This window comes from Aequoribacter fuscus (assembly GCF_009910365.1).
Taxonomy (GTDB): domain Bacteria; phylum Pseudomonadota; class Gammaproteobacteria; order Pseudomonadales; family Halieaceae; genus Aequoribacter; species Aequoribacter fuscus.
The window spans coordinates 2,473,891-2,489,504 of record NZ_CP036423.1 but is presented as its reverse complement, the minus strand read 5'-3'; the positions used below and the strand labels follow the sequence as shown (position 1 = coordinate 2,489,504).

The window sequence follows — 15,614 nt, the reverse complement described above, 5'->3', positions numbered from 1 at the left end:
AATGTCTCTTAGGGGTGGGTTTTTAGGTTAACGGCAATTTGCTCGAAGATGCGCCATGGATCATCGTGCTTGGCGCCTTTAAAAGCTTGGTCAGCATCGGCTAGCTGCGAAGTGGCTCGCTCTAAACGTTTAGCCGACAGCCTCTTCACCGCGCTGCCGACCAGGTGCTGACGATTCTTCCAGACCCCAAAGCGCTGCATGGCTTGAGCGGGGTTGTTTCCCTCGTTCATGGCGGTTTTTAAATCGACTAACAGCAAAATTTCTTTGCGGAAAACCCAGTGCACAGCCGCCGCGTCAGTACCTTCATCCCGCACGCCGCGCAGCATGCGAATACAGTGCTCGGCATCGCCACTTAATAAGCTGTCCGCCAGGTCGTAGACATTAAAACGGGCGCTGTCAGCGACGGCTTCTTGTACGGTTGTTAGATCGATGGCACTGTTGTTGCCGGCGTAGAGTTTTAGTTTTTCGATGTCTTGGGCCGCTGCCAGCAAATTGCCCTCCACTCGTTCACTGAGTAATTTTAAGGCATCGGACTCAATGCTAAGCCCCGCTTGGCGCAAACGCTGGTCAATCCAGCTGGGCAGCTGGGCTGGCTCTACCGGCCAAATGCGCAGTACGCCACCCACGCTATCGATCTGCTTCACCCACTTACTGTTGAGGGTTGATTTATCGAGCTTGTCGGTGGTAATCAAGAGGATGTCGGTGCCGGGTTCGCACCGTTCGCAATATTCTACTAGCGCTGCGCTGCCGTCTTTTCCGGCTTTTTGTTTGCCAAGACGCACTTCAATTAAGCGCTGGCTTGCAAATAGCGATAAAGCATTCGAGTCGGCGCTAAAGTCATCCCAGTTGAACGAGCCGCTATCAGCGTGATGAACGATGCGTTCTTCGCAGCCCTGTTTACGTGCGGCTTGGCGAATGGCATCGCAGCATTCCTGAATTTGCAGAGGTTCTTCGCCGCTGACCAAATAAACGGGCAACAGCGATGTGCTTAAGTGTTGCGCCAGTTTATTGGGGTAGATTTGCATCAGGACTTCAGGGCTTGAACTCTGAGTGCGACTCGACGCGCTAGGCGCGAAGCCAGTTCTTGATACAGCGCTTGCTCGGTTTCATCGCGCTCGGCGCGACTCGCCAGCGGTGCTTCAGGGTCGTAATCTAGGCGCTGTGATGCTTCGATAATCCGGTCAAATTCGTCGCTTGCAGCCAGTTCATCGACTGCCGACTCCGGGTCGTTCTTGAAGATCAGCTGATAACGCACGCGTCCACTGACATCGTAGTCGGCGATGCGCAGGGATTCGCCAACGGTTAGCGTGTTTTGGCTAAATTCAACAGGTTTAATGATGAGTGTAAGATCCGCCCGTTCGGCTTGGGCCAACCCTTCGCGCTTAAGCGCAACCTGCAGGGCGCTGGCGAAGTCGCTGTAGGCGCTGAGCCCTACCACTCGGATAGGTAGGCTTGTATCGGCGTCGACAGCTTGGGTATCACTGCCGCGCAACTGAAAGCCGCAGGCGCTTAACAAGGTAAGGATTAGTGCTAGAGTAATTCGCCTCATGTTTAATTTGCCACTATGTTCACCAGCCGGCCAGGCACGACAATAATTTTACGCACCGTGGCATCCGCAATAAATCGCTGCACGTTGTCTTGCGCCAAGGCCAATTGTTCAATGCTTTCTTTGCTGGCGTCAACGCCCACGGCCATTTTGGCGCGGACCTTGCCGTTAACCTGCACGACGAGCTCAATCTCATCGCGCACCAACGCCGCTTGGTCGACCTCGGGCCACGCTTCGTTGGCGATATCCGATTTGTAGCCTAGCGCTTGCCACAGACTGTGGCAAACGTGCGGCACAATGGGCGCGAGCAAACGCACTGCAACCGATAGCCCTTCACGCATAACCTCGCGTGAGGCGCTATCGCTCTGGTCCAAACGCACCAGTTCGTTGCACAGCTCCATGACCGCGGCGATCGCAGTATTGAAAGTTTGGCGACGGCCGTAGTCGTCGGTCACTTTGGCAATGGTCTCGTGTAGCTTGCGACGCACGTCTTTGGCTGTAAGGGGTTTTTCGGGCGTATCTGCTGTGCCGTCGATGTGCTCAAAGGCCATGCGCCATAAGCGCTTTAAGAATCGGTGCGCGCCATCGACCCCGGCATCTGACCATTCAAGCGATTGCTCTGGTGGTGCGGCAAACATGCTAAACAGGCGCACGGTGTCGGCTCCATAGCTGTCTATGAGTGCTTGTGGATCAACCGTGTTGCCTTTGGATTTGCTCATCTTGGCGCCGTCTTTTAGCACCATGCCCTGCGTCAAAAGGCGTTTGAATGGCTCGTCAGAATTGACCAAGCCTTCGTCGCGTAACAGCTTGTGGAAAAAGCGGGCGTACAACAGGTGCAAAATCGCGTGCTCGATGCCACCCACGTATTGATCGACAGGCAACCAGTAATTGGCGTCGTCATCTAGCATTGCCTTGCCGTTAGTTGCGCTAGCGTAGCGAGCGTAATACCAAGAAGATTCCATAAAGGTGTCAAAGGTATCCGTTTCGCGCTCGGCTGGACCCCCACAGCAAGGGCAAGTGGTCTCGTAAAATTCAGGCATTTTCTTGATCGGAGAGCCCACACCGTCAAATTCGACATCGGTAGGTAAGACGACCGGCAGGTCTTGCTCGGGCACGCTCACCGCACCGCACTTGTCGCAATTAATGATAGGGATGGGAGCGCCCCAATAGCGCTGACGCGATACGCCCCAATCGCGCAGGCGGTATTGCACCGTTTTGTGCCCTTTGCCTGCTGCTTCAAGTGCAGCCGCAATGGTCTCGAATGCTTCAGCCGAGCTTAAACCATTGTAGTCGCCGGAATTAACCAGTATCCCCTTTTGGGTGTAAGCCGCTGTTGATAAATCGCACGCATCGCCGTTGCTGGGTTCGATGACCTGTTCAATCGGCAGTCCGTATTTTGTCGCAAACTCCCAGTCGCGCTGGTCGTGACCCGGTACCGCCATGACCGCACCCGAGCCGTAGCTCATCAATACGAAGTTTGCCGCCCATACGGGGACTTCACGCCCAGTAATGGGGTGAATGGCGGTAAAACCTGTCGCCATGCCCAATTTTTCGGCTGTCGCTAAATCGGCTTCTGCCATTTTGGTGTTGGCGATCGAGCTTAAAAAGGCTTTCAGTTCTGGGTTCGATTCAGCGGCTTTTTGCGCTAGCGGGTGTTGCCCCGCAACGGCGACATAGGTCACGCCCATTAAGGTATCGGGACGTGTCGTGTAGACCGACAAAGGCCCGTGACCATCTACGTCGAATTGAAGTTCAACACCCTCAGAGCGACCAATCCAGTTGCGCTGCATGGTTTTGACCTGCTCGGGCCAGCCGTCCAATTGGTCGATGTCGTTTAAGAGCTGCTCGGCGTAGTCGGTAATTTTGATAAACCATTGGTCAATATTGCGTCGCTCTACCGGGTTGTCGCAACGCCAACAGCAACCGTCGACTACCTGCTCGTTTGCTAAGACCGTGTTGTCAGTTTCGCACCAGTTGACTTCGGCTTGTTTTTTGTAGGCCAAACCTTTCTCGAACAGCCGGGTAAAAAACCACTGCTCCCAGCGATAGTAGTCTGGCTCGCAGGTCGTGACTTCGCGTGTCCAGTCGTAGGCAAAGCCCAAGCGTTTAAGCTGATCACGCATGTAATTGATGTTGTCTGCAGTCCAAGCGGCGGGTGGCACATTGTTTTTAATGGCGGCATTTTCTGCGGGCAGACCAAAAGCGTCCCAGCCCATGGGTTGCAGCACGTTCTTACCGAGCATGCGTTGAAAACGTGCGATCACATCGGCAATGGTATAGTTGCGCACATGGCCCATGTGAAGTTTGCCACTGGGGTAGGGGAACATTGCCAGACAATAGAACTTTTCCCGTTTGGGATCAGGCTTTGCGATAAAACTGGCTTGGGATTCCCAAAAGGCCTGCGCCTCTTGTTCAATGCTCGCGGCTTGGTATTGCACGTTGTCTCTCTTTTAGCTGTGGTGTGCTTTAGCTCTTGCTTCAGCGATCCGAATAAAACCGCAATCTTAGCAGTTATCAGGCCTTTGGAGTACTGCTAAGTCTATGGTTTTGCCTAGGTTTTTGGTGCTGCTTGCCGGTGGCGCCCGTATAGAAGAGCGATCAGCGCCAAAACAATAACGGGCGTACTACCGGTTTGCATGAAAGGCGTAGAACCCCGTCGGGACTCGATAGAGCCACGTAAAACGGCCGGTTCGAACTGTGGTGTCTGATTTACGATCTGCCCTTTTGGGTTCACAATGGCCGAAATGCCATTGCTGGTGCCGCGCACCAAGTAGCGCTGGGTTTCCAGTGCGCGCATTTGCGCCATTTGCAGGTGTTGCAAAGGACCTATCGAGTCGCCAAACCAGGTATCGTTACTGATGGTTAATAGCCAGTCAGCTCGTCGCGCGCCGCGCGCGACGAGATCGGGGTAGACCACCTCGTAGCAAATGGATGGGGCAATAACTTGATCTTGCACCCACAGGGGGGCTTGCCGAGCATCGCCCGCTGAGAAGTTCGACATGGGTAAATCAAAAAAGTCGATGAGTCCGCGCAGGATACTCTGCAGAGGGACATATTCACCAAAAGGCACTAAGCGTTGCTTGTGATACAAGCCTTCGCCACCCGCAAACACGGCAATACTGTTGTGATAGCTTTGTGTCGCGCGATTGGCAAAAGGGATACCGCTAATCAGGGCTTGCGATTGCTTGTTCATGCGCGCGAGTGCAGGTTTTAAGTCTTCTAAGGCATTGTGATAGTAGCGGGGGACCGCGGCCTCAGGCCATATGATGATGTCGCCGGGCTTAGCGCGTTCACTGAGATGCCCTAGATTATCGAGAATCGAGCTGTAATAGCGACGATCCCATTTCATGGATTGGGGCGTGTTGGGCTGCACAATCGCGACGTAGGTGGTGCTTTGTTTGCTTTGAGTCCACTCACGATTGTCTAGGATTTGACCGCCGCCAAATGCCAGCAAACTGGCCCCTAGAGCGGCAACACCATAGCTGAGGCGCTTTTGTGTCAGGGCGAGTGCCCACAAACAGCCCAGTAGACAAGCGATGAACGAGAGCGCGAAGACCCCGCCCACAGGTGCCCACCCAGCCAGAGGCGTATCGATATAGCCATAGCCCACAAATACCCAGGGAAAGCCCGTTAAAAACCAAGTGCGGATCCACTCGTTTAACACCCATAGGCCTGTGAATGCCAGCGCGTGGCTAATGTCTAAAGGGCGTGGATGAAGAAAGCGTCGGTAAACCCACCCCATAATGACAAATAAAATAGCCAGCAATGCGCAGAATAACAAGGTTAAAAACCCCGCTAGGCCGACACTGGCATTGCCGTGGTCGTGAATACTGACGTACACCCAGGAAATGCCAGCACCGAAAAAACCCAAGCCGTAACACCACGCTAGGCGCAAAATTTCTGTGGGTTTTGCTGTGTGCCATAAGATCCACAGGCTAGCGGCTGATAAAGCGCCAAGAGGCCAATAGTTCCAAGGCGCAAGTGACAGCGTGACCGCGACGCCCAATAGCGCCGCGATAATAGCGCGGACCCAAAGCGACTTGATGATGCTCACGACGTTAGCTTGGATACCCGCAGACTTTGAATCTTGCGCTGATCGGCGTGAATGACTTTGAATCTGAAGCCCTCGAATGTGGTGGTTTCGCCACGCGCAGGCATGTGTCCAAAGGCTTGAATGACTAAGCCACCGATGGTGTCGAACTCTTCGTCGCTGAGCTGCGTTTCGAAATACTCGTTAAAGTCTTCGATTGGCGTCAGAGCTTTAACAAAAAACTCGGTGTCGGTGATTTTGCGGATGAATTCATCTTCATCGGTATCGGTTTCATCTTCGATTTCGCCAACGATTTCTTCCAGCACATCTTCAATGGTAATTAGGCCAGCAACGCCGCCGTATTCGTCAATGACGATCGCCATGTGGTTGCGGTTTTGGCGGAATTCACGCAACAAAACATTGAGGCGCTTGCTTTCTGGTACAACAAAGCAAGGGCGCATAAGTTCGGAGACGGCAAAGGGCTCGGTGTCGCTTTTTAACAACCGTGGCAAGAGGTCTTTGGCCAGCAGAATCCCCAAGACCTCATCGGTGTTCTCACCTATGACTGGGAATCGCGAATGCGCCGACTCGATAATTTGAGGCAGTAACTCTTCGAGCGTAGCGTCTTCTTTAACGACGACCATTTGCGCTCGAGGGATCATGATATCGCGTGCATGTAAGTCGCTTACCTGCATGGCGCCTTCGATAATGCTGAGCGCGTCTTTGTCGATCAGTTCATTTTCTGACGCCACCGTTAGCACGTCATGCAGGTCTTCTTTAGTGCGGGGCTCGCCGGAGAAAAGTAGCGCTATTTTGTCCAGCCACGACTTATCGTTACTGTCGCCGCTGGTTTTGTCGTCGCTCATGATGGATGACACTCCTCAGTGTAATCAACATAGGGGTTAGGAAGAGATAAGCTCGCTAAAATGTCAATTTCCAAGCTTTCCATAATTTCAGCATCCGTGTCTTCAATATGATCGAATCCGATTAAATGCAAGGTGCCATGGATGGTTAAGTGGGCCCAGTGATGCATCAGAACCTTGCGTTGTTCACTCGCTTCACGCTCGATCACTGGGGTGCATAGGGCTAAATCGCCGAGTAGGTCCGAGGGGATACCCGGTGGCAATTCGCTTGGAAACGACAACACGTTGGTAGCTGCGTCTTTACCGCGATAGGTTTTGTTCAGATATTGGATTTCGTTGGAATCGACGATTTTAAGGTCAACGTGCCCGCTTTTGCGACAAGCTTTTAGTGCGGCGCTGACCCAGCGCCTAAAACTGTCGTCGTCGGGACTGTCGCCGCCACACGCGCGGTCGACACAAACACTAATGTTCATCGACTGTTGCTCTCGATTTTAGAAGGTGCCAACTCAGCTTTGTCGTAGGCTTCTACGACGCGCTGTACTAGCGGGTGGCGAACCACATCTTTATTGGCAAAGTACGTAAAACTAATCCCGTCGACGCCGTCGAGGATGTGGCTGGCATGGGTGAGCCCCGAGTGTGCACCACGCGGTAAGTCGATTTGGGTGGCGTCACCGGTAATCACGGCCGTAGAGCCAAAGCCAATGCGCGTTAAAAACATCTTCATTTGTTCGCGGGTAGTGTTTTGGGCTTCGTCTAAAATGATGAATGCATTGTTCAGTGTGCGGCCACGCATAAACGCGAGTGGTGCCACCTCGATAATATTTCGCTCGATGTACTTATTGACCTGCTCAAAGCCCAGCATTTCGTACAAAGCGTCGTAAAGCGGGCGCAGGTAGGGGTCGATTTTCTGCGCGAGATCGCCGGGTAAGAAGCCGAGTTTTTCACCGGCCTCGACCGCGGGGCGCACCAGCAAAATTCTGCGCACACGCTCGTTCAGCAGGGCCTCGACCGCGCAGGCGACGGCCAGATATGTTTTGCCTGTACCCGCGGGTCCAATGCCAAAATTGATGTCAAAATCTTGGATGGCGCGCACATAGCCTTGCTGATTCTTGCCGCGCGGCTTAACCGGTGCTCGCTTTGTTTTAATCACAACGACATTGTCTGTGGTTTCGGCGTCGCTCGCGCGTTGCTCTTTTAACACTTCAAGGCCTGCGTCTTGCATATGCACATGCAGCGATTCGGCTGAGAGGCCTTCTCCGCTGCAAATGGCTCGATACAGAGCTTCCAGCAGGTCCCGAGCCGCCTCTCGCGCTTCGCTAGCGCCGGAGATACTGAAGCGGTTGCCGCGCGACGCGATGGCAACATTGAGCCGCTGCTCAATTTGCTTTAAGTGGGCGTCAAACTGGCCACACAGAGTCGCCAGATGCGATGCGTTATTGGGTTCCAGAGTCGTAGAAATTGTTTGCGACGAGGGGTCGCTGATATCGGCAAGTTGTGTCAATGCGAGTCGGTGGCAAAAGCCCTTATGTATGGATATCCAAGGATAATCGGCTTGCGCGATGAGTCAAGCCGTGTGTTGCAGTTTTGTGCGAAATTAATGGTTTTTTAACAAGGTGCCACGCAATGAGTTGGGCAGCGCTTCGTCGACCGTCACCCACGCAAATTCGTTGATCAGGCCATGGTCTGTACAGCTAAAGTTAACTACACGGTTATTCTCGGTGCGCCCTTGAAGTTGTCCGGGATCTTTTTTGGAGACGCCGCTGACCAAAATGCGCTGCCGGGTACCCACCATGTTTTCACTGATGATTCGCGCCTGACCTGCAATACGGGCCTGCAGTATTTGCAGACGCTGTTTTTTAACTTCCATGGGCGTATCGTCAACCAAATCAGCCGCGGGCGTGCCGGGACGCGCACTGTAAATAAAGCTGAATGACGAATCGTAACCGATATCCTCGATGAGCTTCATGGTGGCATTGAAGTCCGCGTCGGTCTCGCCGGGGAAGCCCACGATGAAGTCGGACGACATGCTGATGTTTGGGCGAATCTTACGCAGAGCGCGAATTTTTGATTTGTACTCTAATGCCGTGTGGCCGCGTTTCATCGCAGCTAGAATTCGGTCTGAACCGCTTTGGACGGGCAGGTGTAAATGATCCACCAGTTGCGGAATTTCAGCGTAGACGTCAATTAGCGCTTGGCTAAATTCTACTGGGTGCGACGTGGTGTATCGAATACGCTCGATCGCCGGAATACGCGCGATATAGGTTAACAACTCGGCAAAATCGACGACCTCGCCTAAGTAGTTCAAGCCGCGGTACGCGTTCACATTTTGGCCGAGCAAATTGACCTCTTTGACACCGTGCTCCGCTGCGTGCGCCACTTCGGCGATGACATCATCCAGCGGGCGCGAGACCTCTTCGCCTCGGGTATAAGGCACCACACAGAATGAACAGTATTTGCTGCAGCCTTCCATGATCGACACAAAGGCGCTGGCACCTTTGATCTCTGGATCAGGAAGACAGTCGAACTTTTCAATCTCGGGGAAGCTAACGTCGACGACGATCGTGTTTCCAGGGCCTTGTTGGCTGCGCTCGGCCATCATTTCAGGTAGGCGGTGCAGGGTTTGTGGGCCGAAGACTAAGTCGACATAAGGGGCTCGCTCGCCAATTGCGGCACCTTCTTGGCTGGCAACGCAGCCACCCACCCCGATGATCAGGTTCGGGTTTTTTTCTTTTAAAGGCTTCCAGCGTCCCAGCTGATGAAACACTTTTTCCTGGGCTTTTTCTCGAATTGAGCAAGTGTTCAGAAGTAAAACGTCGGCTTCTTCAGGGTTGTCTGTACGTTCGAGTTGGTGGCTGGTTTTTAACAAATCGCCAATGCGCGCCGAATCGTACTCGTTCATTTGGCATCCGTGCGTCTGAATGAACAATTTTTTAACGGACATGTCATTAACCCTGCTGGTTCTAACCTTAGAGGGCCGCGAGTATACCGATGTGAGGCCTTGAAACCTAGACTATAGGCCACATTATTTGGTGTGCGCGGCGGATTTTTATGGCATTTTTCCGCAAGGTTGGTAGTATTGCGCGCCCGTAAATTTTGACGCTTAGCCCTAGTGCTTGGAGACTCGTGTGTATAAAGTGATTTTTCACAATGCAAATCAAGTGTTTGAGGTGTTTGCGCGTCAGATTTATCAGAGTGATATGTGGGGTTTTATCGAGATCGAAGAATTCGTTTTTGGTGAGCGTTCACAAATTGTGGTGGACCCGAGCGAAGAAAAGCTGAAAAACGAATTTGCCGGCGTGAAGCGTACCTATATCCCGTATCAATCCGTCATTCGAATTGACGAGGTTGAGCGCGAAGGCTCGTCGAAAATCTCAGAAGTTCCGGCCAACACCACCGGCAGTAACGTGACCCGTTTGCCGTTTGCGAGCATGGTGCCGCCACCCTCCGACGATTGAACTATCGAGCTAGCCTCGGGGGTCTTGCTACTAAGGTGCTGTATTGGCACTGAGCGTAGGATAGGCCTCGCTCAGCGCCCAGTTATCGATTTTTACTCGGCGACGATCTGCCGCTTTCCTTGCCCGTTACTTTGCTAGGCTTCGCAAAGTCGCCAAGCGCACACACACCACAAACGCATCCATAGTGGCTTGTACATCCGCTATGCTTGGAAAACTGGGCGCAATTCGGATGTTGCTGTCTTGTGGATCGTTACCGTAGGGGAACGTCGCGCCTGCCGGTGTCAGCTTAATGCCAGCATCGGACGCCAGTTGTATCACGGCTTTGGCTAAACCGGGTCGCGTTTCAAACGATACAAAATAGCCACCCTCTGGGCTAATCCAAGTGCCCATGCCTGTGCCGCCTAGCTGCGCCTCGAGGGTCGACAGCACGGCGTCAAAACGCGGCTTCATAATGTCTGCGTGGCGATCCATGTGCGCCATTAAACCGCTGTGGTCTTTAAAAAACGCCACATGTCGCAGCTGGTTCACTTTGTCGGGGCCAATCGTTTGAAAACCTAGGTATTTCTTAAAAGCCGCTAAATTGGATTTAGAGGTGCTTAAAAACGCCACGCCCGCGCCTGCGAAAGTAATTTTCGATGTCGAGCCAAATTGGACGATGTTGTCTAACGTGCCTGCGGCGATCGCGTGCTCGCGGATATTGCCCAGCGCAGGTGCATCGGCAGTAAGTGCGTGCACCGCGTAGGCGTTGTCGTACATGATCAGGAAGTCGCTTTTCGCCAGTTTAGGTAGCGCTGCCAGGCGTGCCAAGGTGGCTTCGCTGTACACGCAGCCGGTAGGATTCGAGAAGCGTGGTACGCACCAAATACCACAGACGTTGTCGAGTTCTTGCACGAGTGCTTCAGCAACATCCATATCGGGGCCGTCGTCGAGCATCGGAAGCGTGACCATCTCGATACCCAAGTATTCGCAAATAGAAAAATGACGATCATAGCCGGGTACGGGGCATAAGAACTTCGGTGTGCTGTCGCCGGTATTCCAGGCTTTGTGAAAACCAAAGCGTAATGCGAAATCGATGACTTGATACATTAAGGTCAAGCTGGCGTTGCCGCCAATCAGCATTTCGTCGGCGGGCACTTGAAGCACTTGGGCAAACAGTGCTTTGGCCTCGGGTAGACCATCGATGCCGCCGTAATTGCGCACATCGGTACCATCTTGTGCAAAATAATTGCCGTCTAGTATGCCATCTAAGGCGTTCGATAAATTGGCTTGTTCGGCACTGGGCTTGCCGCGCGTTAGATCCAGCGATAAACCTTGCGCCAATAGGGCGTGGTAATCAGATTCTGCTTGGGCAAGTGCCTGCGCACGCTGCGCGGCGTCGAGTTGGTCTACGTGCACGTAGGACTCCTAAAAAAATAAAACTGTGGATGCCGCGTAGTATAGCGCTGTGCGGATCAAACGAGAATGCGTGCCAACGGCTATGCATTGAAAAAACCGCAATAGTACCCATCTTATGCACAGTGTCAGACGGAGGATATTTTTATGGCGGATGAATCAACAAGGTCACCGGCTTTGATCGCGGATGTGTTGCCAGACAACCTGTGTCTGATGCCGATTCCCCACCGACCGTTTTTCCCTGGTCAGATTCAGCCTGTGGTCGTCAACGCCGGCGAGTGGGAGAGCACGCTCGAACGCGCCGTCAGCCAGGATAATGGCTTGTTGGCTTTGGTTTTTGTGCCTGATCGGACGCCTGGCGAGCTACCACGCGAGCGTGTGCCGGCAACAGGCTGCGTTGTGCGTCTGCACCGCCCCCCTCAAACCCAGGGCAATCACCAGTTCTTGGTGCAAGGCATAAAGCGATTTCAAATTACCGAGTGGCTCAGCCACGAGGCACCCTACCGAGTCAAAGTGGATTATCCACGCAGTCAGGGGGATCGTGACAGCCAAGAAATCCGCGCTTATGCGATGGCTCTTATCAACGAGATTAAAGCCTTGCTACCGCTGAATCCGCTGTACGGAGAAGAACTAAAACAATACTTGTCTAATTTCTCGCCCAATCAGCCCAGTTTGTTGGCGGACTTCTCTGCCGCACTGACCACCGCCAGCGGTGAGGAATTACAAGATATTTTGGATAGCTTAGATTTACTCGAGCGCATGGAAAAAGTGTTGGTGCTGTTGCGCCGTGAGCGGGAGGTGGCTGAGTTACAGGACAAAATTAGTGGGCAGGTAAACGAAAAGCTCAGTGAGCAGCAGCGCAACTTCTTTTTGCGTGAACAGCTCAAGGTTATTCAAAAAGAACTGGGTATTACCAAAGACGATAAGACCTCGGATCGCGAAACCTTCGAAGCACGTTTAGCCGATTTATGCGTGCCAGAGCCTGCGCTTGGTAAAATTGAAGCAGAGCTTGATAAGCTCAGTGTGCTCGAGCCGGGTTCGCCTGAGTACGGCGTCACCCGCAATTATTTGGATTGGGCCACCTCGGTGCCCTGGGGTAAACAGTCCACCGATAAGTTATCGGTGGCGGCAGCCCGTGAGGTGTTAAATGCCCACCACGATGGCTTAGAGGATGTTAAAGCTCGCATTTTAGAATTTATCGGCGTCGGCGCGTTTAAGGGTGAAATTGCCGGGTCGATCCTGTTACTTGTGGGCCCACCAGGGGTGGGTAAAACCAGTATCGGCAAGTCTATCGCAGAATCCTTGGGTCGTGAGTTTTATCGTTTTAGCTTGGGCGGTATGCGCGATGAGGCCGAAATAAAAGGGCATCGACGAACTTACATAGGAGCGATGCCAGGTAAATTTATTCAGGCCCTTAAAGATGTCAAAGTCGAAAACCCTGTGATCATGCTCGATGAGATCGATAAGCTGGGTCAGTCATTTCAGGGAGACCCAGCCTCGGCCTTACTCGAGGTGCTCGACCCCGAGCAGAACAGCGCCTTTTTAGATCACTACTTAGACTTGCGTGTCGATTTATCCAAAGTCCTGTTTGTTTGCACGGCCAATCAGTTAGACACGATTCCCGGGCCCTTGTTGGATCGTATGGAGGTCATCCGTCTAGCGGGCTACATTGCCGAGGAAAAGCTGGCCATCGCCAAGAATCACCTATGGCCCAAGCTCTTGGCAAAACATGGTGCGAAGCGCAGTCAGATACGCATAAACGATGCGGCACTTAAATACGTCATCGTTGCGTATTGTCGTGAGGCGGGTGTGCGCAATTTAGAGAAACAGCTGTCTCGTTTGATTCGCAAAGCCATCATGGAATTACTAGAGCGGGACTTGGCGAGACTCTCTATCTCTAAAGCACAGATCGAGGCTTTTCTGGGTAAACCGCCGTTCAGCGACGACAAGCCCATGCGTGGCGTTGGCGTGGTAACCGGGCTTGCTTGGACATCAATGGGCGGCGCGACCTTATCAATTGAAGCCAATAAAATTCACAGCTTGAACCGAGGCTTCAAATACACCGGTCGTTTGGGCGAGGTCATGAGGGAATCGGCTGAAATTGCCTACTCTTACGTCATGGGGCACTTGGCTGAGTTTGGTGGTGATGCAAGATTTTTCGATGAAACTCTGGTTCATTTGCACGTGCCTGAAGGCGCTACCCCCAAAGACGGCCCCAGTGCAGGGGTGACGATGGCGAGTGCACTGTTGTCACTGGCTTTGGGTCGCGCAGTCACTGACAAGTTGGCTATGACAGGCGAGTTATCGCTTACCGGAGCGGTACTGCCGGTTGGCGGTATTCGCGAAAAAGTCATTGCCGCACGCCGAGTAAAAGTGAACCGTTTGTTTCTGCCAAAGGCGAATCAAAAAGACTTTGAGGAACTGCCCGAATACTTACAAGAGGGGCTTGATGTGAGCTTTGTTGATCATTTTACTCAGATTTATGGCAGTTTGTTTTCGAGTTGATGGTGACTCGGTCAGGCTTATTTGCAGCTGTGAGTCGTTGATTTAGACGTCGGCCAACAACACTGCGCGCACTGGGGCAGGGTGGCCTTCGACCGTTTTGCTGTGGTCGTTAGGATCCAGAAACTGTTCCAGTGAGTGGAACTGCATCCAGTCGGTGCGGCGTTGTTCGGCGATCGATGTCTGATTCACGTCGACGGTTCGCGCGTTTTTGAACCCGACCTTAGTCAGCCAGCTCTCCAGCGCCGCTGTGCTTGGCAGACACCACACGTTGCCCATTCGAGCATAGCGGCCTGGCGGTACAAAAACGGTATCTCGGTCTCCTTCGACGACGAGTGTTTCTAGCACCAACTGCCCGCCGGGCGCTAGACAGTCGCGCAATTGGGTCAGGTGATCAAAGGGGGAGCGTCGGTGATACAGGATGCCCATTGAAAATACGGTGTCGAAGGCTTTGATACGCTCGGGAATTGCCTCTACGCCCAGAGGTAAGACGCTGATATTTGGTTGGCGCATATAGTGTTGTATCGCCCAAAACTGCAGTACAAAGAGCGGGGTCGGATCGATACCGATAACCTCACGTGCACCTTCGCCTAGCATGCGCCAACAGTGGTAGCCGCTACCGCAACCAATATCCAGCACGCGTTTGTCTTGCAGTGGGGCAAGGTGAGGGAGCACCCGATCCCATTTCCAGTCGGAGCGCCACTCGGTGTCAATCTCTACGCCAAACACATTGAAGGGGCCTTTGCGCCATGGATGCAGGCCTTCTAGGGCTTGTTTTAGGGCGGCGATCATAGCGGGATTGTCCACCGGGCCTCGAACACCCACCGCCGACTCAGTCAGCATTCGCTCTGTAACGTCTAACGGCGGTAATGATGCTAAGGCTTCTTGCCAGCGCGCAAGATCGCCATAGCGCTGCGGATCCAGCCCCTGCTGGATTTGCTCGGGAAGCACTTCTGCCCAGGCTGCTAGGTCTGGGTCAAGTTTCCAGTTCAGAATTAAGTCGTCGTAGTTCACGCTTTTAAGGCCACGATCGAGGCAAAGTTAAAGCATTGGAACCAGACGTTAGCGCTGTCACAGCCAGCATCGAGCAGACGTTTGCGGTGTGTCTCTATGCTATCGCGTATCAGAACGTTTTCGATAGCTGAGCGTTTTTGGGCGACCTCTAAATCGCTGTAACCGTTGCGGCGCTTAAACTCGTGGTGTAAATCCATATTCAGTTGGTCAAGATGGGGTTCAGTGAATTCGACCTTCTCTGAAATGATAAGGATGCCGCCTGGGCGTAAGCTTGCAACAAGCTTTTGTATGAGCGCGTTGCGTAACTCTGGGCGCACGAACTGCAGGGTAAAGTTCAATACGATGACCGAGGCGTTGTCATAATCGACAGCGGTGATATCGTCGCAGCGCAGTTCTACCGGCGTCGTGTTGCTGTCGGTATCCAAAACAGATCGGCAGCGTTCAATCATGGCCGTTGAGTTGTCGATGCCAATGATCTTGCAGCTGTCAGGTAGGGGTTGCTGGCGCATGGATAATATCGACGCGCCCAGCGAACAACCTAAGTCGTACAGGTTGCTGTTAGCTTGGGCGTAACGCGCGGCCAATACCCCTGTCATGGCAATAATCGTGGGGTAACCGGGGACAGAACGTTTGATCATATCCGGAAACACCGAAACAACCGATTCATCAAAACGAAACGGTGCAATTTGATCCAGTGGCTCAGAGAATAAGTTATCTTTGTTGGACATGATTTGTCAGTTCGGTTCGAAAGCGCGCAATGATATCATGAGCCACTTAAGGTCGTAATGGCCAGTATTTACATAAGGATTCGT

Annotated in this window: 13 protein-coding genes; 2 read left to right on the top strand and 11 right to left on the bottom strand. The window is 52.9% G+C overall.

All coding sequences use genetic code 11. The annotated features are described in order from the left end of the window. Positions 1-8: 8 nt before the first annotated feature. From holA to miaB, 8 genes are all read right to left on the bottom strand, one after another. Positions 9-1,025 (bottom strand): DNA polymerase III subunit delta, encoded by a 1,017-nt coding sequence (gene holA, locus EYZ66_RS11195; protein WP_009576782.1) that lies wholly within the window; start codon positions 1,023-1,025, stop codon positions 9-11. Continuing rightward, on the bottom strand, positions 1,025-1,549 hold the full coding sequence (locus EYZ66_RS11190; RefSeq protein WP_040817273.1) for an LPS-assembly lipoprotein LptE: 525 nt from the start codon (positions 1,547-1,549) through the stop codon (positions 1,025-1,027). The genes holA and EYZ66_RS11190 overlap by 1 nt, the downstream gene beginning before the upstream one ends. Before the next feature lie 2 nt (positions 1,550-1,551). Then, positions 1,552-3,984 carry a leucine--tRNA ligase gene (gene leuS, locus EYZ66_RS11185; RefSeq protein WP_009576780.1) on the bottom strand — a complete coding sequence of 811 codons (2,433 nt, stop codon included), beginning with the start codon at positions 3,982-3,984 and terminating at the stop codon, positions 1,552-1,554. 113 nt (positions 3,985-4,097) lie between these two features. Continuing rightward, positions 4,098-5,600, bottom strand: coding sequence for an apolipoprotein N-acyltransferase (lnt, locus tag EYZ66_RS11180; protein ID WP_009576779.1), 1,503 nt, complete (start codon positions 5,598-5,600; stop codon positions 4,098-4,100). After that, a complete protein-coding gene (locus EYZ66_RS11175) occupies positions 5,597-6,442 on the bottom strand; it encodes a CorC family transporter (protein WP_009576778.1) in 846 nt (281 codons plus the stop codon). The genes lnt and EYZ66_RS11175 overlap by 4 nt, the downstream gene beginning before the upstream one ends. Beyond that, positions 6,439-6,912, bottom strand: a complete 474-nt coding sequence (ybeY, locus tag EYZ66_RS11170; RefSeq protein ID WP_009576777.1) for an rRNA maturation RNase YbeY — start codon at positions 6,910-6,912, stop codon at positions 6,439-6,441. The genes EYZ66_RS11175 and ybeY overlap by 4 nt, the downstream gene beginning before the upstream one ends. Next, positions 6,909-7,940, bottom strand: coding sequence for a PhoH family protein (locus tag EYZ66_RS11165; RefSeq protein ID WP_009576776.1), 1,032 nt, complete (start codon positions 7,938-7,940; stop codon positions 6,909-6,911). The genes ybeY and EYZ66_RS11165 overlap by 4 nt, the downstream gene beginning before the upstream one ends. A gap of 93 nt (positions 7,941-8,033) precedes the next feature. Then, the gene (gene miaB, locus EYZ66_RS11160; protein ID WP_040817270.1) at positions 8,034-9,380 is read right to left on the bottom strand and encodes a tRNA (N6-isopentenyl adenosine(37)-C2)-methylthiotransferase MiaB; all 1,347 of its coding nucleotides are present in this window, start codon (positions 9,378-9,380) and stop codon (positions 8,034-8,036) included. Positions 9,381-9,564: 184 nt separating this feature from the next. Between miaB and EYZ66_RS11155 the strand changes: the two genes are divergently transcribed. Further along, positions 9,565-9,894, top strand: coding sequence for a DUF1820 family protein (locus tag EYZ66_RS11155; RefSeq protein WP_009576774.1), 330 nt, complete (start codon positions 9,565-9,567; stop codon positions 9,892-9,894). A gap of 126 nt (positions 9,895-10,020) precedes the next feature. Here the strand turns inward: EYZ66_RS11155 and EYZ66_RS11150 are convergent, their stop codons facing one another. Further along, entirely contained in the window at positions 10,021-11,289 is a 1,269-nt protein-coding gene (locus EYZ66_RS11150) for an aspartate aminotransferase type Ic (RefSeq protein ID WP_009576773.1), read from the bottom strand. 144 nt (positions 11,290-11,433) lie between these two features. On the opposite strand from EYZ66_RS11150, the gene lon reads away from it, so the two are divergent. After that, the gene (gene lon, locus EYZ66_RS11145; protein WP_009576772.1) at positions 11,434-13,791 is read left to right on the top strand and encodes an endopeptidase La; all 2,358 of its coding nucleotides are present in this window, start codon (positions 11,434-11,436) and stop codon (positions 13,789-13,791) included. 42 nt (positions 13,792-13,833) lie between these two features. On the opposite strand, the gene cmoB is transcribed toward lon, so the two are convergent. Together cmoB and cmoA are read right to left on the bottom strand one after the other, a co-directional pair. Then, the gene (cmoB, locus tag EYZ66_RS11140; protein WP_009576771.1) at positions 13,834-14,802 is read right to left on the bottom strand and encodes a tRNA 5-methoxyuridine(34)/uridine 5-oxyacetic acid(34) synthase CmoB; all 969 of its coding nucleotides are present in this window, start codon (positions 14,800-14,802) and stop codon (positions 13,834-13,836) included. Next, a complete protein-coding gene (gene cmoA, locus EYZ66_RS11135) occupies positions 14,799-15,530 on the bottom strand; it encodes a carboxy-S-adenosyl-L-methionine synthase CmoA (protein WP_009576769.1) in 732 nt (243 codons plus the stop codon). Before cmoA ends, cmoB begins: the two co-directional genes overlap by 4 nt. Positions 15,531-15,614: the final 84 nt, after the last annotated feature.